General features: G+C 73.9%; 17 protein-coding genes and 1 pseudogene. 9 read left to right on the forward strand and 9 right to left on the reverse strand.

From position 1 onward, the window contains the following. Nucleotides 1-15: 15 nt before the first annotated feature. Entirely contained in the window at nucleotides 16-885 is an 870-nt protein-coding gene (locus tag ABZX85_RS19320; protein WP_355869584.1) for a DUF4429 domain-containing protein, read from the reverse strand. Between the two features lie 225 nt (nucleotides 886-1,110). Here ABZX85_RS19320 and ABZX85_RS19325 point away from each other — a divergent pair, with 225 nt between their 5' ends. Both ABZX85_RS19325 and ABZX85_RS19330 read left to right on the forward strand, forming a co-directional pair. Continuing rightward, nucleotides 1,111-2,397, forward strand: a complete 1,287-nt coding sequence (locus ABZX85_RS19325; protein ID WP_355869587.1) for a hypothetical protein — start codon at nucleotides 1,111-1,113, stop codon at nucleotides 2,395-2,397. A gap of 180 nt (nucleotides 2,398-2,577) precedes the next feature. After that, nucleotides 2,578-3,111 carry a DoxX family protein gene (locus ABZX85_RS19330; RefSeq protein ID WP_355869590.1) on the forward strand — a complete coding sequence of 178 codons (534 nt, stop codon included), beginning with the start codon at nucleotides 2,578-2,580 and terminating at the stop codon, nucleotides 3,109-3,111. 240 nt (nucleotides 3,112-3,351) lie between these two features. On the opposite strand, the pseudogene ABZX85_RS19335 reads toward ABZX85_RS19330, so the two are convergent. Beyond that, nucleotides 3,352-3,549 (reverse strand): annotated as a pseudogene (locus ABZX85_RS19335) (hypothetical protein); the annotation flags it as partial. Beyond that, entirely contained in the window at nucleotides 3,536-4,975 is a 1,440-nt protein-coding gene (locus ABZX85_RS19340; protein WP_355869593.1) for a PspC domain-containing protein, read from the reverse strand. The pseudogene ABZX85_RS19335 and the gene ABZX85_RS19340, both read right to left, overlap by 14 nt. A gap of 178 nt (nucleotides 4,976-5,153) precedes the next feature. Here ABZX85_RS19340 and ABZX85_RS19345 point away from each other — a divergent pair, with 178 nt between their 5' ends. Together ABZX85_RS19345 and ABZX85_RS19350 are read left to right on the forward strand one after the other, a co-directional pair. Beyond that, nucleotides 5,154-6,443 carry a PspC domain-containing protein gene (locus tag ABZX85_RS19345; RefSeq protein ID WP_355869596.1) on the forward strand — a complete coding sequence of 430 codons (1,290 nt, stop codon included), beginning with the start codon at nucleotides 5,154-5,156 and terminating at the stop codon, nucleotides 6,441-6,443. Then, entirely contained in the window at nucleotides 6,443-7,177 is a 735-nt protein-coding gene (locus tag ABZX85_RS19350; RefSeq protein WP_355869599.1) for a response regulator transcription factor, read from the forward strand. Before ABZX85_RS19345 ends, ABZX85_RS19350 begins: the two co-directional genes overlap by 1 nt. A gap of 37 nt (nucleotides 7,178-7,214) precedes the next feature. On the opposite strand, the gene ABZX85_RS19355 is transcribed toward ABZX85_RS19350, so the two are convergent. After that, nucleotides 7,215-8,282, reverse strand: coding sequence for an NlpC/P60 family protein (locus tag ABZX85_RS19355; RefSeq protein ID WP_355869602.1), 1,068 nt, complete (start codon nucleotides 8,280-8,282; stop codon nucleotides 7,215-7,217). Nucleotides 8,283-8,724: 442 nt separating this feature from the next. On the opposite strand from ABZX85_RS19355, the gene ABZX85_RS19360 reads away from it, so the two are divergent. After that, nucleotides 8,725-9,078: a hypothetical protein gene (locus ABZX85_RS19360; RefSeq protein ID WP_355869605.1), complete on the forward strand. Its 354-nt coding sequence runs from the start codon at nucleotides 8,725-8,727 to the stop codon at nucleotides 9,076-9,078. A 59-nt stretch (nucleotides 9,079-9,137) separates the two neighbouring features. On the opposite strand, the gene ABZX85_RS19365 is transcribed toward ABZX85_RS19360, so the two are convergent. Then, nucleotides 9,138-10,160, reverse strand: a complete 1,023-nt coding sequence (locus ABZX85_RS19365; protein WP_355869608.1) for a C40 family peptidase — start codon at nucleotides 10,158-10,160, stop codon at nucleotides 9,138-9,140. A 446-nt stretch (nucleotides 10,161-10,606) separates the two neighbouring features. Between ABZX85_RS19365 and pcrA the strand changes: the two genes are divergently transcribed. Further along, nucleotides 10,607-13,075, forward strand: coding sequence for a DNA helicase PcrA (gene pcrA / locus ABZX85_RS19370; protein ID WP_355869611.1), 2,469 nt, complete (start codon nucleotides 10,607-10,609; stop codon nucleotides 13,073-13,075). A 61-nt stretch (nucleotides 13,076-13,136) separates the two neighbouring features. Here the strand turns inward: pcrA and ABZX85_RS19375 are convergent, their stop codons facing one another. Both ABZX85_RS19375 and ABZX85_RS19380 read right to left on the reverse strand, forming a co-directional pair. Then, nucleotides 13,137-14,606 carry a M23 family metallopeptidase gene (locus ABZX85_RS19375; protein WP_355869614.1) on the reverse strand — a complete coding sequence of 490 codons (1,470 nt, stop codon included), beginning with the start codon at nucleotides 14,604-14,606 and terminating at the stop codon, nucleotides 13,137-13,139. A 259-nt stretch (nucleotides 14,607-14,865) separates the two neighbouring features. Then, entirely contained in the window at nucleotides 14,866-15,954 is a 1,089-nt protein-coding gene (locus ABZX85_RS19380; RefSeq protein WP_355869617.1) for an alpha/beta fold hydrolase, read from the reverse strand. A gap of 590 nt (nucleotides 15,955-16,544) precedes the next feature. On the opposite strand from ABZX85_RS19380, the gene ABZX85_RS19385 reads away from it, so the two are divergent. After that, nucleotides 16,545-16,955, forward strand: coding sequence for a cobalamin-dependent protein (locus ABZX85_RS19385; RefSeq protein WP_355869620.1), 411 nt, complete (start codon nucleotides 16,545-16,547; stop codon nucleotides 16,953-16,955). Nucleotides 16,956-17,080: 125 nt separating this feature from the next. Here ABZX85_RS19385 and ABZX85_RS19390 read toward each other — a convergent pair whose 3' ends face one another. After that, nucleotides 17,081-18,712, reverse strand: a complete 1,632-nt coding sequence (locus ABZX85_RS19390) for a DUF5691 domain-containing protein (RefSeq protein WP_355869623.1) — start codon at nucleotides 18,710-18,712, stop codon at nucleotides 17,081-17,083. Then, entirely contained in the window at nucleotides 18,709-20,082 is a 1,374-nt protein-coding gene (locus tag ABZX85_RS19395) for an SWIM zinc finger family protein (RefSeq protein ID WP_355869626.1), read from the reverse strand. The genes ABZX85_RS19390 and ABZX85_RS19395 overlap by 4 nt, the downstream gene beginning before the upstream one ends. Nucleotides 20,083-20,214: 132 nt before the next feature. Here ABZX85_RS19395 and ABZX85_RS19400 point away from each other — a divergent pair, with 132 nt between their 5' ends. Together ABZX85_RS19400 and ABZX85_RS19405 are read left to right on the forward strand one after the other, a co-directional pair. After that, a complete protein-coding gene (locus tag ABZX85_RS19400) occupies nucleotides 20,215-21,348 on the forward strand; it encodes an AAA family ATPase (RefSeq protein WP_355869629.1) in 1,134 nt (377 codons plus the stop codon). Beyond that, nucleotides 21,345-23,603, forward strand: a complete 2,259-nt coding sequence (locus ABZX85_RS19405; RefSeq protein WP_355869632.1) for a DUF5682 family protein — start codon at nucleotides 21,345-21,347, stop codon at nucleotides 23,601-23,603. The genes ABZX85_RS19400 and ABZX85_RS19405 overlap by 4 nt, the downstream gene beginning before the upstream one ends. Nucleotides 23,604-23,644 lie beyond the last annotated feature (41 nt).

The raw sequence follows: 23,644 nt of genomic DNA on the forward strand, positions 1-23,644 counted from the left end.
GTGGGCGCCGGCGTTTCAGAATCCGCGCAGGATCACCGACTTCGTCCGCGTGAACTCCTCGTCCGTGAGCACCCCCGTGCGGTGGAGCTCGCCCAACTCCCGCAGGCGGCGCAGGAGTACGTCGTGGTGGTCGGCCGACTGGGCGGGCGGGGCCGGGAGTTCCTCGCGCGTCGGGCGGGTGGAGGGGTGCGGGAGGCGGGCGGTGACGGCCGTCGCGACCAGCGCCGTCAGCAGGTCCCGGCGGGTGTTCCCCCACAGGTCCAGGGTGTACGGGTCTTTCTCCGGCGGGAGTTTCGAGAAGACGGTGTCCCGGGTGACGAACCTCAGGAACCCGTCGTCGTAACCGGAGTTGGGCATCCACTCGACCCGCAGCAGGTCCCCGACGGCGATCACCCGGGGGCCCGTCGCGCGCTTCACCCGGTCCGAGGTGTCCGCCCAGTCGATGCGGACGCGGCTGCCGTCGAAGGAGACCGTGCCGTCCGAGGAGCGGACCGACACCGGGACCGGCGGGCCGGGCAGCAGGTACGCCCCCGTCGGGTCCTTCGGGATCTGGTCCAGGAGCAGGGCGTTGCGGATCTCCTCGGCGACGAACTCGGCGGTGCCGCTGCTGTCCTGATCGACCGTCAGACGGTAGGGGTCGGCCGGGTCGGGGAGCCGGCCGCCGGTCGCCTGGAGCAGCGGGTCGGCGCCCTCGCGCAGCCGGACGCGTAACCTGCCCCGCCTGCGCTCCGGTTCGTAGACGACGCCGGCGACCGCCTCCAGTGGGATCGCGACCTCCCCGTACGTCTGCCGGAACAGCGGGACGCTGCGGTGCAGGCCCGGGGTGATCCTGACCGTCGTACCGTCGAAGGCCCAGGTCCCGTCGCGCTGGATGATCTCGGCCATAAGGGAATTGTCGCAGGGGGGTCAACAGGGGCCGGGGCGCGTCCGTTCGGGATCGGACGTATGCAATGTGCGGTCGTTTCGCGGTGGTTCGGGGTGGTCGGGGCGGCCACTTCGGTGTCGGTCGATATCGGTCGTCGGGCCGGTCGGCGGACAAGGCTCCGGGTAGGGCACAATTCGCTCTCGTCGCACGGGAGTTGTCTGGTCGCGGGAAGGCGGTCGTCGGGCGTGGCGGTGCGGGAGACGGGGCAGGTGGCCGGGGTCGGCGCCGGGGGCGTGCACGCGGGCGGGTGCACGTGCGGCGGGTGTCCGCACGGGGCCCGGGAGGGGCATCGGCGGGCCGTCGCCGCGTTCCTGGTGAAACGGGACGCCTTCGCCGCCGGGGAGGGGGTGCCGGCGGCCGTCGCGCACTCCGCGTTCGCCTCCCGGCAGTGGGTGTCCGAGGAGCTGACCCAGTCCGCCGGGGACGTCGCCGAGCGGGGGCGGGCCGAGGGGGAGGCGTGGCTCGCTGGGCTGTGGCGGTGGACCGTCGTCCCGGTGTGGCTGGGGGTCGTCGTGCTGCTGCTCGTGCAGGCGCTGACCGCCGTCGGCGCCGGGTGGAGCACCGCCCGTACGGCCGGGCTGCTCGCCGCCGTCGTCGTGGGGTGCGCGCTCAGCGCCGCGTCCTGGTTCCACCGGGGGCGGGGCGGGGCGCTCGCGCCGGTCGTCGGCGAGGACAACCGGATCTCCACCTCCCGTGTCGTCGCCGGGAGTTGGGTGCTCGTCGTCGCGTACTCCGTGCTCGTCCTCGTCGGGGAGCTGACCGCCGCCTCCGGTTCCGCCGAGCGGGACGCGCTGCTCGACGGGCTCGAACTCGCCCGGGGCGCCGGGGTGGTGACCGTGCTCGCCGTGGTCTGCGGGATCGCCGTGCTCGTCCGGCGGGTCGTCGGGGTGCGGGTGCTGGGGCAGCGGCTCCAGAAGGTGCGGGCGCACCGGCCGCGCGCCGCCGACCTGCTGACCGACGACTCCGGTCGGGGCGCGTTCGCCGACATCCAGTACGTCGTGATCAGCGGCGTCGCCCTCGTCTTCACCCTCGTCCGGCTCGCCCGGCGGCCCGACCAACTCCCCGATCTGCCCTGGGGGCTGGCGCTGGTCGTGCTGGTCTCGGCGGGGACCTACCTGGCCGGGAAGTACGCCGAGGGCGGGCGGCCGGTGATCCTCTCCGTGGTGCGCTCGCGGGAGGCCGGCGATCTCGACGGGCCGATCCGGGGCGGGGACGACATCGAGATCCGGGGGGCCGGGTTCGTCCCGCCGGGGGCGCAAGGCGCCGACCGGCTGGCCCGGATGGTCGTCCGGGTCGGGGCCGTGCACGTGCAGGTGCCGCTGGTGCCGGTCGCCGGGGGGTTCAGCAACCCGACGGACGCGGTGCTGACGGTGCCCGTGCCGGTGGAGGTGGAGCCGGGGAAGGTGGAGGTGCAGGTGGTGACGGCCGCGGGCGTGGAGACGGGGCGGTACGAGATCGAGGTGGCGGAGTAGGGGCGTCGCGTCGGCCGGGAGGGGCGTGCCTGGGCCGTGTCCGGGCCTCGGTGGGTGGGCGGGGGAGCGTTGGCTGTCGCTTTGCTGTCAGTCATGTCGGGTGGTGAGCGGGACGCATCTCCCGTCCGTATGGTCGGGTGAGGGGTTCACACTGGGGTGGACGAGAGGTGGCGGACTGCTATGGCTCACGGGATGCGTACGGACACCCATCCTTCCGCGGTCGGCGGGGGGCAGAACTGGCGTGACGTCGCGACGCGGTACGCGCTCGTGCCGTTGCGGGTGTTCCTCGGGGTGACCTTCATCTACGCCGGGCTGGACAAGCTGACCGACAGCGCGTTCATGAAGGACTCGGGCGCCGGGTCCCTCGGGGACACGATGCGGGCCGTGCGGGACTCCTCGGCGATCCCGGCGCTGGTGGACCTGGCGCTGAAGAGCCCCGTCGGGTTCGGGTACGCGATCGCCCTCGGTGAACTGGCCGTCGGGATCGGGGCGTTGCTGGGGCTGCTGACCCGGATCGCCGCGCTCGGCGGGCTGCTGATCTCGCTGAGCCTGTGGCTGACGGTGAGCTGGGCGTCCGACCCCTACTACTACGGCAACGACCTGCCCTACATGATGGCGTGGCTGCCGTTCGTGCTGGCGGGGGCGTCGGTGGCGTCCGTGGACGCGGTGCTGCGGGAGCGGCGGCGCAAGGACGGGGGGCTCGGGGCGCTGTAGCTTCCGGGCGCTGTCGTGTCCGGGTGAGCCCGGGTGGGTGAGGGTGTGGGGGCGGGTTCCGTTCGGGGCCGGCCCCCTTTCGTGTGTCCCGGGGGCCGGTGGGTTCCCGGGTCAGGGCTCCTTTCTGTCCCAGGGCGTGTACGGGGGTGTGGGCTCGGGGGTCGGGGGGCGGTCCTGGGGCTGTGCTGAGGCGGCGGCGGTGGCGGTGGCGGTGGTGGCGGAGCCGTCCGCGCCGGTTCGGCGGGCCCGGCGTCTGCGGACCGTGCGGGCCGTCGCTCCCGCCGCGCCGGCCAGGGTGAGGCCGAAGAGGAGGAGGGGGACGACCGCGAACCACGGGGTCTCCCAGAGGCCGCCCGCGTCGCCCGCGTAGACCGCGCCGGTCAGGGCGAAGAAGAGGCCCGCGACGAGGCGGCCGGGGCGGAACTCATGACGCGGCACGGGACACCTCCGCCTGGCCGACGCCCACGTGGACGGAGAGGTCGAGGGTGCCCGCCGGGGTCGTGCCCGCGGCGGGGGTGAGGGTGACTTCCTTGTGGCGTCCCGGCTGCACGTCCACGTCCTTCTCGTTGTCGCCCGGCAGTCGGATGTCGCCCAGGCCCACGTCGACACTCAGGCGCACGGTGACGCCCTTGGGGACGATCACGCGCAGCTTGCCCATCCCCACGCTGATCTCCGTACCGGCGCCGGTGGTCTTCGTGAGGTCCAGGGCCGAGAGGTCCAGGGTGCCCTGGCCCGTGCCCAGGTCGTACGAGGGCAGGAGCTGGGCCGAGGTGGCGGGCTTCCACGTCGTGTCGAGCCAGTGGGTCGTGATGTCCTTCGGGACGGCGGTCGTCGCCGCGAGGAGGCCCGCGGTGACCAGGGCGAGGAAGATCGATCCCGCGCCCGTGCGGCCCAGGAGGGAGCTGACGGCGATGCCGAGGCCGAGGACGATCAGGCCCGCCGCGAGACCGGCCTGGAGGCTCGTGCCCAGCGGGTGGTCGTCCCAGGTGAGGCGGGTGGCCAGGGCGCCCGCGCCGAGGGAGAGGAAGAAGAGCCAGCCGCCGATCCAGCGGGGGAGCTGGGCGGCGGGGTGGCGCCGGGGGTGGAGGTGGTGCGGGTTGCGGTGCTGGGGGTTGTGGTGCTGGTGGTGCGGGTTGTGGTGGCGGTGGCCCGAGAGGTCGACCGTCGTGAACGAGCCGAGGTCGGGGGCGCCGGAGTCGCCCGGGCCCCACAGATAGCCCGTCCCCCCGACGTGCGTGCCGTCCTTGACGATCGGGTCCCGCCACCAGGACGGGAACGTCGCCGTGATCGGCGGGGCCTTCGGCTCCGGCGGGGCGTCGGCCGCGGCCTGCGCGGTCAGGGGGGCGGTCTCGGAGGTGTCGCGGTTGCGGGACCAGTACCCGGCGCCCGCGAGGAGCAGCGAGAGGACCGCGGCGAACGTGAGGACGTCGCCGTTCCTCAGCATCGACAGGAAGATCCCGCAGCCGACCAGGGCGAACAGCACGGCGGCCAGGGCCTGCCCGTCGACCCGGCCGGTGAGGAGCCTGCGCACCTCGTTCTCCCCGTCGTCCTCGTAGGGGACGAAGAGCCAGGCGAAGCCGTAGAAGATGAGGCCGATGCCGCCCGTCGCGGAGAGGACGGCCAGCGTGATGCGGAAGATCACCGGGTCCATGTCGCACTGCCTGCCCAGGCCCGCGCACACGCCCGCGATCATCTTGTGGTCGCGGTCCCGGCGGAAGCGGAGGCCGTCCCGCGCGGCCGGCTCGGGCTGCTCCGCCGTCGCCGTCGCTCCCGCGGACCTCCTTGCGCGCAGGCCGTCGTCCGCTTCGGAGGGGCCCCTCGGCTCGTCCGACGCGGAGTCCGCGGCGTGCTCGTGATCTGCCATGCCTCCATGGTGGCGGGTCGAGGACCCTCGCGGGAGCCGGGACGACCCTGGTCCGACCCTGATATCGGCCCTGAGGGGAGACCAGGGGACCGTTCGACTCCTGAGGGTGCCGGGATCAGGGGAGTCTCGGGGGCGAACCCTGATGTCAGGGCCGCCCGGCCGTGGAACCATCGTCGACATGCCGGAAGCCGCAGCAGCACCCCTCGTCGAACCGCGGCCTCCGCGCAAGCTCTACCGCAGCAGCGACGGTCGCTGGCTGGGCGGAGTGGCGCGGGGGCTCGCCGGACATCTCGGGCTGCCCGTGATCTGGGTCCGGCTCGTGTTCGTCGGCCTGTTCATGGGCGAGGGCCTCGGCGCCCTGCTCTACGCGGCGTTCTGGTTCTTCGTCCCGCTCGGCGTCGGCGGCGTCGCCGGCCAGCGCCCGCCCTCCCTGGTGTCCACGGAGACCGCGCCCGACGGCCGCCGCAGGCTCGTCGCCCGCAAACCCGACCGGGGCCAGCTCCTCGCCCTGTGCCTCATGGTCGTCCTGGCCATGGTGTTCGTCAGCAGTGTCGACGTCGGCACCGGCGCCCGCGTGTACTTCCTGCCGATCGTCCTGGTCGGCGCCGGGGTCGCCCTCGTCTGGCGGCAGGCCGACAACGCCCGCCGGGCCCGCTGGGTCGAGGTCGGCCGCCGCCGGCGCACGCTGACGCTGGTGCGCACGCTCGGCGGCATCCTCCTCGTCACCGCCGGCGTCTCCGGCGTCTTCGTCCTCCAGGGCTCCGCCGCCCACCTCGGCTCGGTCCTCCAGGCGGCCCTCGCCGTCCTCGTGGGGATCACCCTGCTCGCCGGCCCGTACCTCGTCCGGATGACGCAGGACCTCTCCGAGGAGCGCCTCATGCGCATCCGCGCCCAGGAGCGCGCCGAGGTCGCGGCCCACGTCCACGACTCGGTGCTGCACACCCTGACGCTGATCCAGCGCAACGCGGAGAACGCCCCGGAGGTCCGCAGGCTCGCCCGCGCCCAGGAGCGCGATCTGCGCACCTGGCTCTACAACCCCGAGGGCACCGGCAAGGACGAGGAGGACGAACCGACCACGGTCGCCGACGCCGTCCGGCGCAGCGCCGCCGAGGTGGAGGACAAGCACGGGGTGCCGATCGAGGTGGTCGTCGTCGGCGACTGCGAGCTGGACGAGAGGACGTCCGCGCAGATGCAGGCCGCGCGCGAGGCGATGGTCAACGCCGCCAAGTACGGTGGCGAGGGAGGGGCCGTCCAGGTCTACGCCGAGGTCGAGGAGAGGACGGTCTTCGTGTCCGTCCGGGACCGCGGCCCCGGTTTCGACCCCGACTCGATACCCGCCGACCGCATGGGCGTCAGAGAATCGATCATCGGGCGCATGGAGCGCAACGGCGGTACGGCACGGCTGCGGGCGGTGCCCGGCGGCGGTACGGAAGTCGAGCTGGAGATGGAGAGGGTGGAGAAGACGTGATGAGCGAGCCGACCGAAGAGACCGGGGCCACCGGGGCGGCGGGAGCCGAGGAGGCACCCCAGAGCGGCGGGGAGCGGCGGGTGCGCGTCGTCCTCGTCGACGACCACCGGATGTTCCGGACGGGGGTCCAGGCGGAGATCGGGCGTACGGACGAGACGGGCGTGGAGGTCGTCGGGGAGGCGGCGGACGTCGACCAGGCGGTCACCGTCATCACGGCGACCCGCCCCGAGGTGGTCCTCCTCGACGTGCACCTCCCCGGGGGCGGCGGCGTCGAAGTCCTGCGCCGGTGCGCCGACATGGCGAGCGACCCCGAGAGGCCGGTGCGGTTCCTCGCGCTGTCCGTGTCGGACGCCGCGGAGGACGTCATCGGGGTCATCCGGGGCGGCGCGCGGGGGTACGTCACGAAGACGATCACCGGGACCGACCTGGTGGCCTCGATCTTCCGGGTCCAGGAGGGCGACGCGGTCTTCTCCCCGAGGCTGGCCGGCTTCGTCCTGGACGCCTTCGCCTCCACCGACGCACCCCCGGTCGACGAGGACCTCGACCGCCTCACCCAGCGCGAGCGGGAGGTGCTGCGGCTCATCGCGCGCGGGTACGCGTACAAGGAGATCGCCAAGCAGCTGTACATCTCCGTCAAGACCGTCGAGTCCCATGTCTCGGCGGTCCTGCGGAAGTTGCAGCTCTCGAACCGGCACGAGCTGACGCGGTGGGCGACGGCGCGCCGGCTGGTCTGAGGGGGCGCCGCGGCGTCCGTCGGCGGCACCGCTCCCCTCACGACACCCGTGTCGCCCCCGCGAACGGCATTTCGTCGATGGGGGCGATGCGGACGGGCGCGGAGGGGTTGGGGGCGTGGATCATCTTGCCGCCGCCGATGTAGAGGCCGACGTGGCTGATGCCGGAGTAGAAGAAGACGAGGTCGCCGGGGAGCAGCTCGGAGCGGGAGACGCGCCGGCCGGCGCCGATCTGGGCGTAGGTCGTGCGCGGCAGGGAGAGCCCGGCGGAGCGGTAGGCGGCCTGGATCAGACCGGAGCAGTCGAAGGCGTCGGGACCGGTCGCGCCCCACACGTAGGGGCTGCCGAGCTTGGAGTAGGCGTAGGCGACGGCGGCGCCCGCGCGGGAGTCGGGGGCCTGGACGTCGCCGGGGCCCGGCAGGGCGGCGCGGGTGCCCCGGGAGGCGCGCGGGGCCGGGGCACCGGCCGGTGAGGTGTCGCCGGTGACCTCTTGCCGTTCCCGCTCCGAGAGCCCGGCGAGCAGACGGCGGGCCGCGCCGAGCTTGCCGGTGACGGTCTCCTTGTGGCGGCGCAGTTCGGCCCGGCGGGCGGCGAGGGAGTCGAGTTCGACGCGCGCGGCGCCGCGCAGCCGCTCGACCTCGGCGAGCCGGCGTCGTACGCGGGAGACGGCGGCGGACTGGCGGGCGTCCGCGCGTTCGGCGAAGGCGGCGCCGTCGAGGTAGTGGTCGGGGTCGGAGGAGAGGGCGAGCTGGACGGTGGGGTCGAGGGCGCCGTCGCGGTACTGCGCGGCGGCGAGCGAACCCAGCCTGTCGCGCTCGGAGTTGAGCTCGGCCTCCTGCCGGGCCGCCTCGTCCCGCAGGGAGTTCAGCCGCCGCTCGGCGGTCCGCGCCTTCTCCTGGGCGCCGTTGTACTGCTCGGTGGCCACCTCGGCCTCCCGGTACAGCTTGTCCACCTTCGCCTTCACCTGGGCCGCCGTCGGCTCCGGCGCGGCCTGTCCGGTCCCGTCGAAGGCCGTCGCGGTCGCCGCGCCCGCGAGGGCGAGGGTCGCCGCGGTGCGGGCGGTGTGCGCGACTCCCGTGCGCTGACGGGGCTTGCGGTGCGCTGCCACGTTGGACCTGCACGTCCTTTCCGTACGACCGCCCCGTGCGCCCGGGGGCCCGTCGGAGTGGGGAGAGCGGGACGGGAGGCGCGTCCGGCGGCGCCCCGCACAGGGGGAGCGCGACGCCGCCGGACCTTCTCGGCGGTGGTGTCCGACTGCCGCCCCTGGCCTGGGCGGCGGTGGGGAGCCGGGCACCTGGGGCAGGACGCTAGGCCGCGCTGTGACGTTTGGGTAACGCGATGTGCGGAAGTGATTCCAGAGAGTTGTCCGGTGACCGTATGTGCATACCGATCCCGCCTTCGAGGGCGGGGCGAGTCGCCGTGTTGACCGAACCGGGGATTTCGGCCCGCCGGGCGGGGGCGGCTGCTACGCGGGGCGCTGCTACGAGAGGCGGCTGCTACGAGGGGGCGGCCGACGGGACGCGGCCGGCCGCTGATTAGGCTCCGGCCTCATGGACGTACTCATCCATTTCTTCGTCGGCCTGCACATCATCGGGATCGCCGCGCTGCTCGGCGGGTTCCTCACGCAGATGAAGGCGATGGGGCAGGGCACCGCCCGCTTCGTCCCCGGCATGCTGCACGGGGCCGCGACGATGCTGGTCACCGGTGTGATCCTGGTCGGGCTCAACCAGGCGGACGACCAGCACGTCGACAACATCAAGATCGGTGTCAAGCTGGCGCTGCTGGTCGTCGTCCTGGGACTGACCTACGTGAAGCGGGACGACGAGACGGTCGAGAAGCCCCTCTTCGCCACGGTCGGCCTGCTGACCGTCGTCAACATCTTCATCGCGGTGCTCTGGACCTGAGCCGGCGGCCCGCGCCCCGCCGTGGCCCGGCGCCGCGAAGGCGCCGGTGACACGTGCTGTCAGGCCGGGCGCACCACGCTGTGGATCTCCGACGTGCCCGCGAAGTGGATCGACTCCTCGCAGACGTACGCGCCGGGGCGCGGCGCGTGGATCATCAGGCCGTCGCCGGTGTAGATGCCGACGTGGGTGATGTCGTCGTGGAAGAAGACGAGATCGCCCGGTCTGGCGTCCGGCAGGCGGATCGGTTTGCCCGCCGTGACCTGGCCGAACGCGGTGCGCGGCAGACCGACCCCGGCGGACTTCCAGGCGGTCTGGGTGAGCCCGGGGCCGTCGAAGGAGCCGGGGCCCGCCGCGCCGAGGACGACCGGTTTGCCGAGCTGCTCCCGGGCGAACGCGAGGGCTCTCTCCGCCTCGGCGGAGACCGGCGCGGCCTCCTGCTGCCGGGGGGCCGCCTTCGGCTGGTTCGCGGTGTGGAAGGACAGCAGCGCCTGCGCCTTGCTCAGCTTGCCCTGGACGATCGACTTCGCGCCCTTGAGGCCGCCCTCGGGATCGCCGTCGGGATCGTCGGCGGGCAGGGCCTGCGGCGCGCTCGCGGGCGCGGCGAGGAGCGGCGCGGCCTCGGGGAACTCCGGCGGCGCCGAGGGAAGCGGCACGACGGCGTCGTAGCTGTCCGGGATGCGGTCCGAGCTGCGCGGGGCCTGCTCGTGGGTGTCCGGGGCGGCCGTGAAGTCGTGGGCGACCGACGGCGGGAAGGACGGGAGCGGCGGCAGGGCGGGGGGCGGCGGGAGCAGGGGCTCCTGCGTGCGGTAGCGGGCCGCGGTGTCGAGGAAGGTCTTGGCGCGCTTGGTCTCCTTCTCCTTGGCGGCCGTGTCCTTCTTCGAGCCCGTCTGGCTGCTGTAGAAGGCGTCGAGTTTGGCCTCGACGTCCTCCAGGGCGGGTCTGCCGTCGGCGGCGTCCGGGACGGCTTCGGCGGGCTGCGTGAACATCGCCATGGACGTGACGGCGGCCGTGGCCAGGGCGGGGGCGCTGACGCCTGACGCGCGCATGCCCGTCCAGCGGAGCCTGCGTTGATGCGACGCCAAGGAGGCGACTCCTTCCTTGTACCGCCTGCCGGGCTAGCGGTGGGGGTCCCCCAGGCTCTGGCTCTGGAGGAGGGTTCGGGCGGTGGTCGTGCCGCGGAAGGTTGCCCTACGGCCTTCCCCGGCGGAGGTCGGCCGATTCACCCTGGGTTCTCGGTGGGTCCCCGGCTCCGGCTGCCTCGCGCACCGGGGCGGGCCGGACTCGGCGTGGGCCGCGCGGCCCGGCGACGTTCGCCGGTGGGGGACGGGCGGCCCTGACCGGAACGGTAGCCAATTCGTGTGGCTTCTGTGAAGGTTGGCGGGCGATATGCCCGGTACGTTTTTGTGACCTGTGCCGAAGTCCCCGCAGGTCATCACCGGTTGTGATAGGGGCGATCCGGAAGGTGAGCGTGGGGATTCCCGGGGACCCGGCCCTGGTTGTCAGTGGCGGCCTCTAGACTCGGAGAGCGATGAGCAGCCTCTTTGACGACAGCTTCCTGGCGGACCTCCAGGCCCCGCGCGGGCACGCCGAGGAACCCCCTCCGCCGCCCGAGGACGACCAGGCCCCGGAGCAGATCCCGGCCGACCTGTTCGACGGAAAGTTCGACCTGCCCCCGGCCCGGGACGCCCATTACCGCGACGGCGCCCCCCGCCCCGTCCTCGACCCGGCCGCCCTGGTCGACGGGTTGAACGACAACCAGCGCGAGGCGGTGATCCACGCCGGCTCACCCCTGCTCATCGTCGCCGGCGCCGGCTCCGGCAAGACCCGCGTCCTGACCCACCGCATCGCGTACCTCCTCGCCGCGCGCAACGTCCACCCGGGCCAGATCCTCGCGATCACCTTCACCAACAAGGCCGCCGGCGAGATGAAGGAGCGCGTCGAGCAGCTCGTCGGCCCGCGCGCGAACGCGATGTGGGTCATGACGTTCCACAGCGCGTGCGTGCGCATCCTGCGCCGCGAGTCCAAGAAGCTCGGCTTCACCTCGTCGTTCTCGATCTACGACGCGGCCGACTCCAAGCGGCTCATGGCCCTCGTCTGCCGCGATCTCGACCTCGACCCCAAGCGGTTCCCGCCCAAGTCCTTCAGCGCGAAGATCAGCAACCTCAAGAACGAGCTGATCGACGAGGAGGACTTCGCCGCCCAGGCGTCCGACGGCTTCGAGAAGACCCTCGCCCAGGCGTACGCGCTCTACCAGTCGCGCCTGCGCGAGGCCAACGCCCTCGACTTCGACGACCTGATCATGACGACCGTCAACCTGCTGCGCGCGTTCCCGGACGTCGCCGAGCACTACCGGCGCCGCTTCCGGCACGTGATGGTCGACGAGTACCAGGACACCAACCACGCCCAGTACGCCCTCGTACGGGAACTCGTGGGAACGACCCCCCTGGTGGGGGACGCCGCGGACGTCCCGCCCGCCGAACTCTGCGTCGTCGGCGACGCCGACCAGTCCATCTACGCCTTCCGCGGCGCGACGATCCGCAACATCCTCCAGTTCGAGGAGGACTACCCGAACGCGACGACGATCCTGCTGGAGCAGAACTACCGCTCCACGCAGACGATCCTCTCCGCCGCCAACGCGGTCATCGAGCGCAACGAGTCCCGCCGCCCCAAGAACCTGTGGACCAACGCCGGCGCGGGCGCCCGCATCACGGGCTACGTCGCCGACACCGAGCACGACGAGGCGCAGTTCGTCGCCGAGGAGATAGACCGCCTCACCGACGAGGGCGAGGCCAAGGCCGGGGACGTCGCGGTCTTCTACCGCACCAACGCCCAGTCCCGGGTCTTCGAGGAGATCTTCATCCGCGTCGGCCTGCCCTACAAGGTCGTCGGCGGCGTCCGCTTCTACGAGCGCAAGGAGGTCAGGGACGTCCTGGCCTACCTCCGCGTCCTCGCCAACCCCGAGGACTCCGTCCCCCTGCGCCGCATCCTCAACGTCCCCAAGCGGGGCATCGGCGAGCGCGCCGAGGCGATGATCGACGCCCTCTCCCAGCGCGAGAAGATCAGCTTCCCGCAGGCACTCAAGCGGGTCGACGAGGCGTACGGCATGGCCGCCCGCTCCGCCAACGCCGTCAAGCGGTTCAACGAACTCATGGACGACCTGCACACGGTCGTCGAGTCCGGCGCCGGCCCGGCGACGGTCCTGGAGGCCATACTCGAACGCACCGGCTACCTCGCCGAGTTGCAGAACTCCACCGACCCCCAGGACGAGACCCGCATCGAGAACCTCCAGGAACTCGCCTCCGTGGCCCTGGAGTTCGAGCAGGAGACCGTCGAGGGCGAGGAACCCCGCGGCCTCGCCGCCTTCCTGGAGCGCGTCGCCCTGGTGGCCGACTCCGACCAGATCCCCGACGAGGACGAGGACGGCTCCGGAGTCATCACGCTCATGACCCTGCACACCGCCAAGGGCCTGGAGTTCCCCGTCGTCTTCCTCACCGGCATGGAGGACGGCGTCTTCCCGCACATGCGCGCCCTCGGCCAGGTCAAGGAGCTGGAGGAGGAGCGCCGCCTCGCCTACGTCGGCATCACACGCGCGCGTGAACGGCTCTACCTCACGCGCTCCACGCTCCGCAGCGCCTGGGGGCAGCCCTCGTACAACCCGCCCTCCCGGTTCCTGGAGGAGATCCCGGCGACGCACGTCGACTGGAAGCGGACGGGCGCGCCCGCCGCGCCGCCGCCGAGCGTCGCGTCCTCGCTGTCCTCGTCCCGGACCTCCCGGTCCTCCGCCCAGGGCGGCTCCGGGTTCGCGACGCGCCGGGGGGCCGAGGAGAAGCCCGCGATCGCGCTGGCCGTCGGGGACCGCGTCACACACGACCAGTTCGGGCTCGGCACCGTCGTCGGGGTGGCGGGCGCGGGCGTCAAGGCGGAGGCGACGATCGACTTCGGCGAGGGGAAGCCGAAGCGGCTGCTGCTGCGGTACGCGCCGGTCGAGAAGCTCTGAGCGGACGTGAACGAGCCCTCACCAGGGACAGCGGTGAGGGCTCGTCGTTCGGTGCCGTTCGCTACGTCGGGTCCAGTCCGTGGCTGCGCAGCCAGGACAAGGGGTCGATCGACGAGCCGCCGGCCGGCCGGACCTCGAAGTGCAGGTGCGGGCCGGTGGAGTTGCCGGAGTTCCCGGAGTACGCGATCGGCTCGCCCGCCTTCACCGTCGTCCCCGACGCGACGCGGTAGCTGGAGAGGTGGCAGTACCAGGTCTCCGTGCCGTCCTTCGCCGTGAGGATGACCATGTTGCCGTAGGCGTTGTTCCACTGCGTACGGACGGTGCCGTCGGTCGCGGCCATCACGGTGGTGCCGTAGGCGACCGGGAAGTCGATGCCCGTGTGCATGGACATCCAGTTGATGCCGGACTGGCCGTAGTAGGCGCTCAGGCCGTGCTGCGCGACCGGGAGGGCGTACTTGGGGCGCAGCCGCTCCAGCCGGGCGGCCTCCGCGGCGGCCTTCTTCTTCTCGGCCTCCTGCTGCGCCTTGAGGTCGATGCGCTCCTGCGTACGGCTCGCGCGGTCGGCGAAGGCGTCGGCCTCCGCGCTCAGGCTCGCCAGCTGGCTGTCCAGCTTGGTGTTCGCGGCGGACGGCTTGACCGACTTCGTCTCCGCGGCGGCGGCGCTGGTCTCCTTCGCGTCGTCGCTGAACGTGCCGACGGAGGCGGCGGCGATGCCGGCCACGCTCATCACGCACGCGGAGGGGACGGCGACGGTCAGCAGCGCGGAGCGCTTCGCGGGGGGTTTGCGGCGGGCGGCGCGGGTCGCGGCGCGGCCACCGGGGCGGGGGGTGACGGGTGCCGGGTGGGCCGCGTCGACGTGCTCGGGCGTGGTCTCCTCCTGGCCGTCCAGGAGGATCACGGGCAGTTCGCCGGTCGCGGCGAGGGAGGCTGTAGGCAGGGAGGCCGTGGGCAGGGAGGCCGCCTCGAACGCGCCGGTCGGCTGCTGGTCGAAGGGGAGGTCCTGCTCGGGGAGTTCGTCGTACGTGTCGCCGGTTGTGTCGTGAACGTCCGGCGTGCTCGCGGAGTTCCACTCCGTCGCGTCGTACGCGCCCGTGTCGAACGCCTGGGTGCCCCATTCCCACTGCTGGGTCTGGTCGGCGGTACCGCCCGTCTGTTCAGGGGGGAGCCAGGTGCGGGTGTCCCACTGGCCGCTGCCGTCGGGGGCCGGGGACTGCGTCGGGATGGCCGACAGCTGCTGGTAGTCGGCCTGCCAGCCGGTCGTGTCGTACGCGCCCGTGTCGTAGGCGGCGTGGTGCTGGGCCGCGTACGGGTCGTAGTTCAGGGTCTGGTGAGCACCCGTCGGCCAGGCGCCGGTGTCGTAACCGCCGGTCGCGTAGGTGCCGGTGTCGTAGCCGCTGTAGGGCGAGGGGGTGGTGGCGGTGAAGTCGTCGTACGGGGCCTCCTGGGTGCCGTACGACGCCGAGTGCGCCGGGTCGGCTTCGGAGGCCGGGGCCGGGGTGGTCAGGGTCCCCGACGGGTGACGATCGTTCACCAACTTCTCTTTCGCCTCGACAACAGGGGCTGCCAGAGCAGTGCGGTGACTGTACCCGGCGGTACGCGGGCACGACAATCTTCGTCAGGTTTCGCCCTTGCGGGAAACGGGCATTCGGCCGTGTTTCGGGGGAGGGCGGGCGCGGGTTTGGGGATGTGTTCGAAGAGTGTTCGAGGTGGGAGGGGGTGGAGAGGGCGGGCGGAGGGGTGCCGGGCGGGGGCTCGGGTGGTGGCTCGGGGTGGTGGCTCGGGGTGGTGGCTCAGGCGACCGTCAAGCCGTTTCGCGGTGTGTCGGGGCGCGCGAGGTCCGTGTCCTGGGCGTCCGTGTCCAGGGCCTCCCGGACGCTCGCCGCGACCGCCGGGTGGACGGGGAGCGCGAGGTGGCCGATGCCGGTGACCCTGACGTTCTCCACGAGCAGGTCGGGGTGGTCGACCGACGCCGTCTCCGGTGGGTCCATCACCTGGTCGAGGTCGCTCCAGAAGCTCACGAAACGCGTACGGCAGCCCGGCGCGGGCCGCTTCAGCTCCTCCAGCAGCGCCGAGCCGGGGCGCATCTGGCGCACGATCGGGTGCGCGTTCGCCAGCGGGACGGCGCGGGTGCCGGCGTGCGGCGTGCCGAGCGTGACCAGCGTGCGGACGCGGGTGTCGCCGCCGAGGCGCTGCACGTAGTAACGGGCGATCAGGCCGCCGAGGCTGTGGCCCACGACATCCACCCGGGTACTGCCCGTGCGGGCGCAGATGTCCTCTATGTGACGGCCCAGCAGCTCCGCCGCCTTGCGGATGTCGCAGGTCAGGGGGGAGTAGTTGAGGGAGGTCAGCGGGCGGTCGCCGTGTTCGGCGAGGGCTCGGCGCAGGAGGACGAAGACCGAGCGGTTGTCGATGAAGCCGTGCAGGAGGACGACCGGGGGGCGGGGCGGGGTCGGGAGCCTCGGCGTGTCGTCGGCCGGCGGGGGCGCGGGCGGGCGCTCCTGGGTGATGCCGGTGGGGTAGAGGAGGAGGTGGCCGGCGAGGATCGCCAGCTCCAGGGCCGTCGCCTTCAACAGGGCTGTGGACAGGCTTGTCAGGCAGGCGGGGAGCAGGCGTTCGAGGGAGAGCAGGGGGGACTGGGGAGCGGCCGGCCTCGGGAGGCGGGCCGCCGGGTCCGGGGCCTGGTCCGGTACGGGGCGCGGCGCCGGGGCGACGGTCGGCGGCTGGGGTGCGGCCGAGGCCGGGTCCGGGGCCGGGGCCGGGGCTGAGGCAGGGGCCGGGAGTCGGCGGGCCGGTGGCGGGGATTGCTCCGAGGAGGCTGGGGGCTGTGCGGCGGTGAGGGCCTGAGGCGTGCGCGTCGGGGCCTGTGCGGCGTGTGTCATGGCCGACCTCCTGTCGGCGCACGGGAGGAACGGCTCCGTTCCCCCGTGTGCCCTCGGTGGGAGGCCGGGCGGAGGGAGTCGGTGCGGCGGTGGGGTGGGGAGGAGGGGTGGCCGGGCGGCTCGGGTGGTGTCGGTGCTGTGCCGGCGGTGGATGTGGGGTGCCGGTGGTCGGCTGTGCGTGAGTGGTGCGTGTACTGCTGCCCGTGACGCGGTGAGGCTCTTTGCCGGTGTGGCGACGAGGCTTCCCCGTGGTCGTGCCGTACCTGCTCTTCTCGTGCCCGTCGTGCCTGCGCCGACTCGCCGTACCGCCATGCCGCGTGGCCTCGGCGCGGCGGTACGGCGACCTCTTCGCGGCTCCCGTTGCGCTTGTTCCCCCGGCTGCCAGGGGAGTGATGCGCGGTGAACGTGTCCCACTGTGTGATGTGCCCCTCGATCTTCGCCGTGAAACGGCTGGTCGCGGGAAGCTGTAGGAAACGTTCGTTCACCGGGCGCGCCGGTCCGGGGCCGGGGTGTCCGCGCCGGGCGGTGCCGGAGTCGGTGCCGGTGGGGCGGCTTCTTCTCGGTGGCGCGGTTCCTTCAGGGAGGCGGTGATGGGTGTGGCGGCCGGGCCGATCCGTGTCGTGGTGGCCGAGGTGGGGGAGGACGGGGCCGGGCGTGAGGGTGAGGCCGTCGCGCGGGCGTTGCGCGATGCCGGGGTGGAGGTCGTCCACGCCGGGTTTCGGCAGACTCCCGGGCATGTCGTCCGTACCGCGCTCCAGGAGGACGCGGACGCGGTCGGGCTTTTCGGGGCGCGCGGTGCCTTTCTTACCGCAGTCGTCGACCTCCTTCGGGAAGAGGATGCCTCGGACGTCGTCGTCTTCGGCGGGGGCGGGGTCACCGAGGCGGAGATTCCGGGGCTCAGGGAGAAGGGGGTCGCGGAGATCTTCGTGACCGGGGCCGGGCCTCGGGCCGTCGTGGAGTGGGTGCGGGGGAATGTGCGCGGGGCTGCGTACGGGAGTTGACGGGGCGCCGAGGTCCTTCGGGGCGGGTCGGTGTTCCGTGGCTGACCGGGAGGGGGCTGATCGGCCGGCCGTCGTCCTCGGGCGCGGTGACCGGCGCCCCGCTCTTCCCCGCACACCCTCTCCCCTCACGCCCCCTCCAGTTCCCGCAGCATCTCGCCCCGCAGCCGCAGGGTCGCCGCCAGTCGCTGGAACGCCTCCGCCCAGTAACTCCCGGCGCCCGGCGCGGTGTTCTCGGACTTCTCCGGGACGGCGAGGAGGGCGTCGAGGCGGGCCGCCTCCTCGGGGGCCAGGCAGCGTTCGGCGAGGCCCATGACGCCGCTGAAGCTCCACGGGTAGCTGCCCGCGTCACGGGCGATGTCGAGGGCGTCGACGACGGCTCGCCCCAGCGAGGGCGCCCAGGGGACCGCGCAGACGCCGAGCAGCTGGAACGCCTCCGACAGCCCGTGCGTCGCGATGAACCCGGCGACCCAGTCGGCCCGCCGAGACGCGGGCAGCGTCCCGAGGAGCCGTGCGCGCTCGGCCAGCGACACCGCGCCGGGCCCGCCCGCCCCCGGCGCGGACGGGGCGCCGAGCAGCGCACGGGACCACTCCGCGTCCCCCTGCCGGACAGCCGCCCGGCACCACGCGGCGTGCAGCTCGCCCAGCCAGCCGTCCGTCACCGGCAGGGCGACGATCTCCTGCGGCGTCCGGCCGCCCAGCCGCGCCGGCCAGGCACCGAGCGGTGCCGCCTCCACCAACTGGCCCAGCCACCAGGACCGTTCGCCCCGGCCCGTCGGAGCCGTCCTGATCACGCCGTCGCGCTCCATGCCCGCGTCGCATTCGTGCGGTGCCTCCACGACGATCGACGGGACCTCGGCCAGGCGGTCGAGGGCGACGCACGTACTCGCGCGGGCCGCCATCCGCCCGGCCAGCGCCGAACCGGGGAGCGCGGAGAGCAGCTCGGCCGCCGTCGACCGGACGTTGCGGCTGCGGTCCGAGAGCGCCTGTTCGAGGAACGGCTCGTCGCCGGGGTACAGCCCCGCGCGCAGGGAGTCCAGGAACATCAGGCGGTCCTCGGCGCGTTCGGTCGGCCAGGTCGCCGCGAGCATCTCGCGCGCCGCGTCGGCGTCGCGCGAGCGCAGGGCGATGAGGAGCGTCACCCGCTCGGCGAACAGCCCCTCCTCCCACAGTTGCCGGACCCGCTCGGTCTCCTCGGGGCCCGGCAGCGCCACCCCGTCCCCGGCCGTCGCCCGCAGCGCGAACCGCCAGTCGGGGTTGAGGCGCGCCAGCCACAGCGCCCTCGGGCCCGCGAACTCCAGTGCCGCCGGCCGCAGATCGGTCCGGCCCCGGGCCGCGTCCAGGAGCGGGGGGAGGGACTGCGGGGGCGGGGCGTACCCGTGGGCGTTCGCCGCCGCCAGCCACTGGGGGAGCAGCTCCATGAGGTCCGGGGCGGCTCCCCTGCGACCGCCCGGCTGGGTGCGGTCGGAGAGGAGGAGGGTGAGGCGGCGGGCCGCCGGGGCGGGGAGGGGCGGGCGGGGGTCCTGCGGGGAGAGGGGGAGCGCGGGCGCGGCGGGGGCGGGGAGGAGGCCGGCCCGCAGCCGGAGGGTTTCGGTGGCGGCGGCGTCCAGCAGGGTCGTCGGGGCGTCCTTCGGCGGGGGTGGTGAACCCCTGGTTCCCTCGCGGGCTGCCGTACGCGAGTCTGCGGGGGCGCGGCGGTTGGTGCCCAGGAGCGCCGTGGAGACCAGGTCGTCCCAGAGGGGTGGTGGGGTGCTGTTCATGGTCCGTCCTTTCCGTTCCGTTGCTGAGTGATCGCTTCGTACAGGCCGATCGGTTCACCCCGAACGGGTGACCATGCCGTCAGCGGGGTGAAGCCTCGGTGCCCGCACTCCCCGAAGACCTGGACGGGGGCGCCGCCCGAGAGGGCGATCAGGCGCCAGAGGCCGGAGCGGGACAGGACGGCCGGGGTGAGAGGGAGGGCCGTCTTCCCTTCCAGGTCGGTGAGTTGCCAGCCGTCCCCGACCGGGGTCGGTACGACGTCCGCCAGCGTCACCGGGACGGACTCCAGCCAGGGGTCGGCCCGGAGCGCGGTGCCGTAGAGGGCGGTGGCCTCGGCCGGGGTGACGCCCGGCGGGCGTACGGAGGTCGGGGCCGGGGTGGTGCGGCGGTCGCCCAGGGCCACTCGGGGGCCGGACGGGTACGGGGTGACCTCCGCGCGTACGCAGAGGCCGACGGGCAGGGTGAGTTCGGGGGCGCGGCCGGCGGGGCCGTAGGAGAGCACCAGGGCCGTACGGGCGGTCGTCGTGCCGTGGAGCCAGATGCGGCGGGTCGTCAGTCTGCCGTCGGAGGTGTCGTACCGGGCCAGGACCAGCCAGTCGTCCAGGACCGGCGGGCCGGTCGGGGCGGCGGGCAGGCCGACACGGGTGCGGACCACCGCGGCCAGCTCCTCGGGGAGGGCGGCGCGATGCAGCCAGGCCCGGGTCAGCAGATGCAGGAGGGCGCACTCCTCCAGCAGCCGGGACGGCCAGCCGGGGCCGGACGCCGGTATCGCGCCCAGCTCGCGCACGCGCGCGGCGAGACCGGGAGCCTGCGCGTCGACCATGCGGGCCGCCGTCTCCTCCCACAGCCCGTACCCCTCGCGCTCCGCCGACGCCAGCCCCGACCGCACCAGATCGCCCAGCCGCTGCTCCAGCTCGACCACCCCCGCCGTGATCCGCGCGGCCCGCCGCTCCGCCCGCCGCCGGGCCGCCTCGGGATCGGCCGGCGCCCCCTTCTCCCGCCCGGTCCCGCCCCCCTCGCGCGCCCCCGCCTCCTCCGTCAGCTCCCGGACCCACTCCGGCGCCGCCCCCTCCCGCACCACCGCGTTCCCCTCCGCCCACAGCAGCAGCAACCCCACCCCGTGCTCGCACGGCGGCCTCCCGTTCGGGCACGCGCACGCGTACGCCGGACCCTCCGCCCCCGAGAGGTCCGCGACCGTCCGCAACGGCGCCCCGCCGCCCTCGTACACCCCCCACACCACCCCCTCCTCGGAGCAGCCCGCGCCCGACCACCGCCCCGCCTCCGCGAGTTCGCTTCCCGCTTCGCGCGACGCGTCGTCAGGCGCCAGTGACAGCACCTGGTCCGCGCTGCGGCGCACCCCCTGCTGAGTCATGACAACGACGGTAGAACCCACCACTGACAATCGCCCTCGAATGCGCGTTTGTGCAGGTCAGAGCGATTGTCAGTGGGGTGGTGCATGGTGGGGACAGCTTCAGGAACGGCCGAGCTGGAGGGGGCCTCAGCCATGTCTTTCACCGCTGGACCGACGTCCGCAGAACCGAGCCGGGACGACACCGGAACACCCGTGCTGCGACCGCACGCGGAGGTCGCCTTCGCGTCCGAACTCACCGCGCTGGCCGCGCAGGACGACCGCCCGCGCCCCGCGAACTGGAAGCTGTCGCCGTGGGCCGTGGCGACGTACCTGCTGGGCGGCACCCTGCCCGACGGCTCGGTGATCTCCCCGAAGTACGTCGGCCCGCGCCGCATCGTCGAGGTCGCCGTCTCCACGCTCGCGACGGACCGCGCCCTGCTCCTGCTCGGCGTCCCCGGCACCGCCAAGACCTGGGTGTCGGAGCATCTCGCGGCGGCCGTCAGCGGCGACTCGACACTCCTCGTGCAGGGCACGGCGGGCACCCCGGAGGAGGCGATCCGCTACGGCTGGAACTACGCGCGGCTCCTCGCGCAGGGCCCGAGCCGCGCCGCCCTCGTCCCGAGCCCGGTGCTGCGGGCGATGACCGAAGGGATGACGGCCCGCGTCGAGGAGCTGACGCGCATCCCGGCGGACGTCCAGGACTCGCTGATCACGATCCTGTCGGAGAAGACCCTCCCCGTCCCGGAACTCGGCCAGGAAGTACAGGCCGTCCGGGGGTTCAACGTCATCGCGACGGCCAACGACCGCGACCGCGGGGTCAACGAACTGTCCAGCGCGCTGCGCCGCCGCTTCAACACGGTCGTACTGCCCCTCCCGGAGAGCGCCGAGGCGGAGGTCGACATCGTCTCCCGGCGCGTCGAACAGATCGGCCGCTCCCTGGACCTGCCGTCGGTGCCGGACGGCATCACCGAGATACGGCGGATCGTCACGGTCTTCCGGGAACTGCGCGACGGGATCACGGCGGACGGCCGGACGAAACTCAAGTCCCCCAGCGGCACGCTCTCCACGGCGGAGGCCATCTCGGTCGTCACGAACGGGCTCGCCCTCGCCGCCCACTTCGGCGACGGAGTGCTGCGCCCGGCCGACGTCGCCGCCGGCATCCTCGGCGCGGTGGTCCGCGACCCGGCGTCCGACCGGGGCGTGTGGCAGGAGTACCTGGAAGCGGTCGTCCGCGAACGCGAGGGGTGGACGGACTTCTACCGCGCCTGCCGGGAGGTGAGCGCGTGACCGGCACCACCGCGCGCCTGCTGGGCGTCCGGCATCACGGACCGGGTTCGGCCCGCGCCGTCCTCAGGGCGCTCGACGAGACGCGGCCCCGGGCCGTGCTGATCGAGGGCCCCGCCGACGCGGACGCGCTGGTGCCCCTCGTCGCCGACGCGCGCATGCGTGCGCCGGTCGCCCTGCTGGCCCACGTCGTGGACGAACCCGGGAGGTCCGCGTTCTGGCCCTTCGCCGAGTTCTCCCCCGAATGGGTGGCGATGAGGTGGGCGCTGACGCACGGCGCCCAGGTCCGCTTCATCGACCTCCCGGCCGCGCACACCCTCGCCCTGCCCCCCGACACCGGCCCCGCCGCCGTCCACGTCGACCCCCTGCGCGCCCTCGCCGAGGCCGCCGGGTACGACGACCCGGAGCGCTGGTGGGAGGACGTGATCGAACACCGGGGCACCGGCGACCCGTTCGCCGCCGTCGAGGAGGCCATGGGCGCGGTCCGCGAGGCGTACGACGGACAGGAGAGCCCGCGCGAAGCCGTCCGCGAAGCCCATATGCGGCTGCGGCTGCGGGCGGCCGTCAAGGAGACCGGGACGGACGGCGTGGCCGTCGTCTGCGGCGCGTGGCACGTCCCGGCGCTGCGCCGCCGCACGACCGCCACCGCCGACCGGGCGCTCCTGAAAGGGCTCCCGAAGGCCAGGGCCGAGCTGACCTGGGTGCCGTGGACGCACCGCAGGCTCGCGCGCGCCGGAGGCTACGGCGCGGGGATCGAGTCGCCCGGCTGGTACGGGCACCTGTACGGCGCGGCGGACCGGCCGGTCGAGCGGTGGATGACGAAGGTCGCGCGGCTGCTCAGGGAGGAGGATCGGATCGTCTCCCCGGCGCACGTCATCGAGGCCGTACGCCTCGCCGAGACGCTCGCGGCGGTCCGGGGGCGACCGCTGGCGGGGCTCGGGGAGGCGACCGACGCGGTGCGGGCCGTGCTGTGCGACGGGTCGGACGTACCGCTGGCGCTCGTGTGGGACCGGCTCGTCGTCGGGGACGTCCTGGGGGAGGTCCCCGAGGGGGCGCCCGCCGTGCCGCTGCGCCGGGACCTGGAGCGCGAGCAGCGCCGGCTGCGGCTTCGCCCCGAGGCGGCCGAGCGGGAGATCGGCCTGGACCTGCGGGGCGACACCGACGCCGCGCGCAGCCGCCTCCTGCACCGGCTGCGCCTGCTCGGCGTCGACTGGGGCACCGCCGCGCGCACGTACGGCGGCACCGGCACCTTCCGGGAGACCTGGCGGCTGCGCTGGGAACCCGAACTGGCCGTCAGGGTCGCCGAGGCGGGCGGCTGGGGGACGACGGTGCCGGCCGCCGCGACCGCGAAGGCCGAGGCCGACGCCGGTGCCGCGCGGACCCTCGCCGAGGTCACCGCCCTCGCCGAGCACTGCCTCCTGGCCGGCCTGACCGACGCCCTCCCGGCGGTGATGCGGGCCCTCGCCGACCGCGCGGCCCTCGACAGGGACGTCGGCCACCTCGCCCAGGCACTCCCCGCCCTCGTCCGCTCCCTGCGCTACGGCGACGTCCGGGGCACCGACACCGGAGCCCTCGCCGAGGTCGCCGCCGGCCTCGCCCTGCGGATCTGCGTCGGCCTGCCCACCGCCTGCACCGGCCTCGACACCGACGCGGCGGCCGGGATGCGCGCGCATGTGGACGCCGTCCACACGGCGGTGGCGCTGCTGACGGAGAACGAGCGGGAGAGCGAGCGGGAGGGCGCGGGCGAGACCGGTGACCTGGACGCCCGCTGGCGTGCCGTCCTGCGCGCCCTCGCCGCCCGGGACACCGTCGCCGCCGTGATCCGGGGCCGCGCCGCGCGCCTCCTGCTGGACGGCGGGGACGCCGGCCCCGAGCAGGCCGCCCGGTGGATGGGGCTCGCCCTGTCCCCGGGGACCGCGCCGAAGGAGGCCGCCGACTGGGTCGAGGGGTTCGTCGGCGGGGGCGCGGGCGGCGGACTGCTCCTCGTCCACGACGAACGGCTCCTCACGATCGTCGACAGCTGGCTCACCGGGGTCTCCGAGGAGGCGTTCGTCGACGTCCTGCCGCTGCTGAGACGGACGTTCTCCGGCTTCGAACCGGCCGTGCGGCGGACGCTCGGCGAGGTGGCGCGGCGGGGGAGCGCGGCCGGGTCCGGGACGCGCGTCACCGGGTTCGCCGAGGAACTCGACGCGGGCCGGGCCGAGGCCGTCGTACCGGTGGCACGGCTCCTGCTCGGGATGTGTGCGGGCGCAGGCTAGCGGGGTTTGGCTCTGTTTCGCGGAGATTTTCAAGGGTTGAG

Origin of the sequence: Streptomyces sp. NPDC004539 (assembly GCF_040610055.1) — a bacterium.
Taxonomy (GTDB): domain Bacteria; phylum Actinomycetota; class Actinomycetes; order Streptomycetales; family Streptomycetaceae; genus Streptomyces.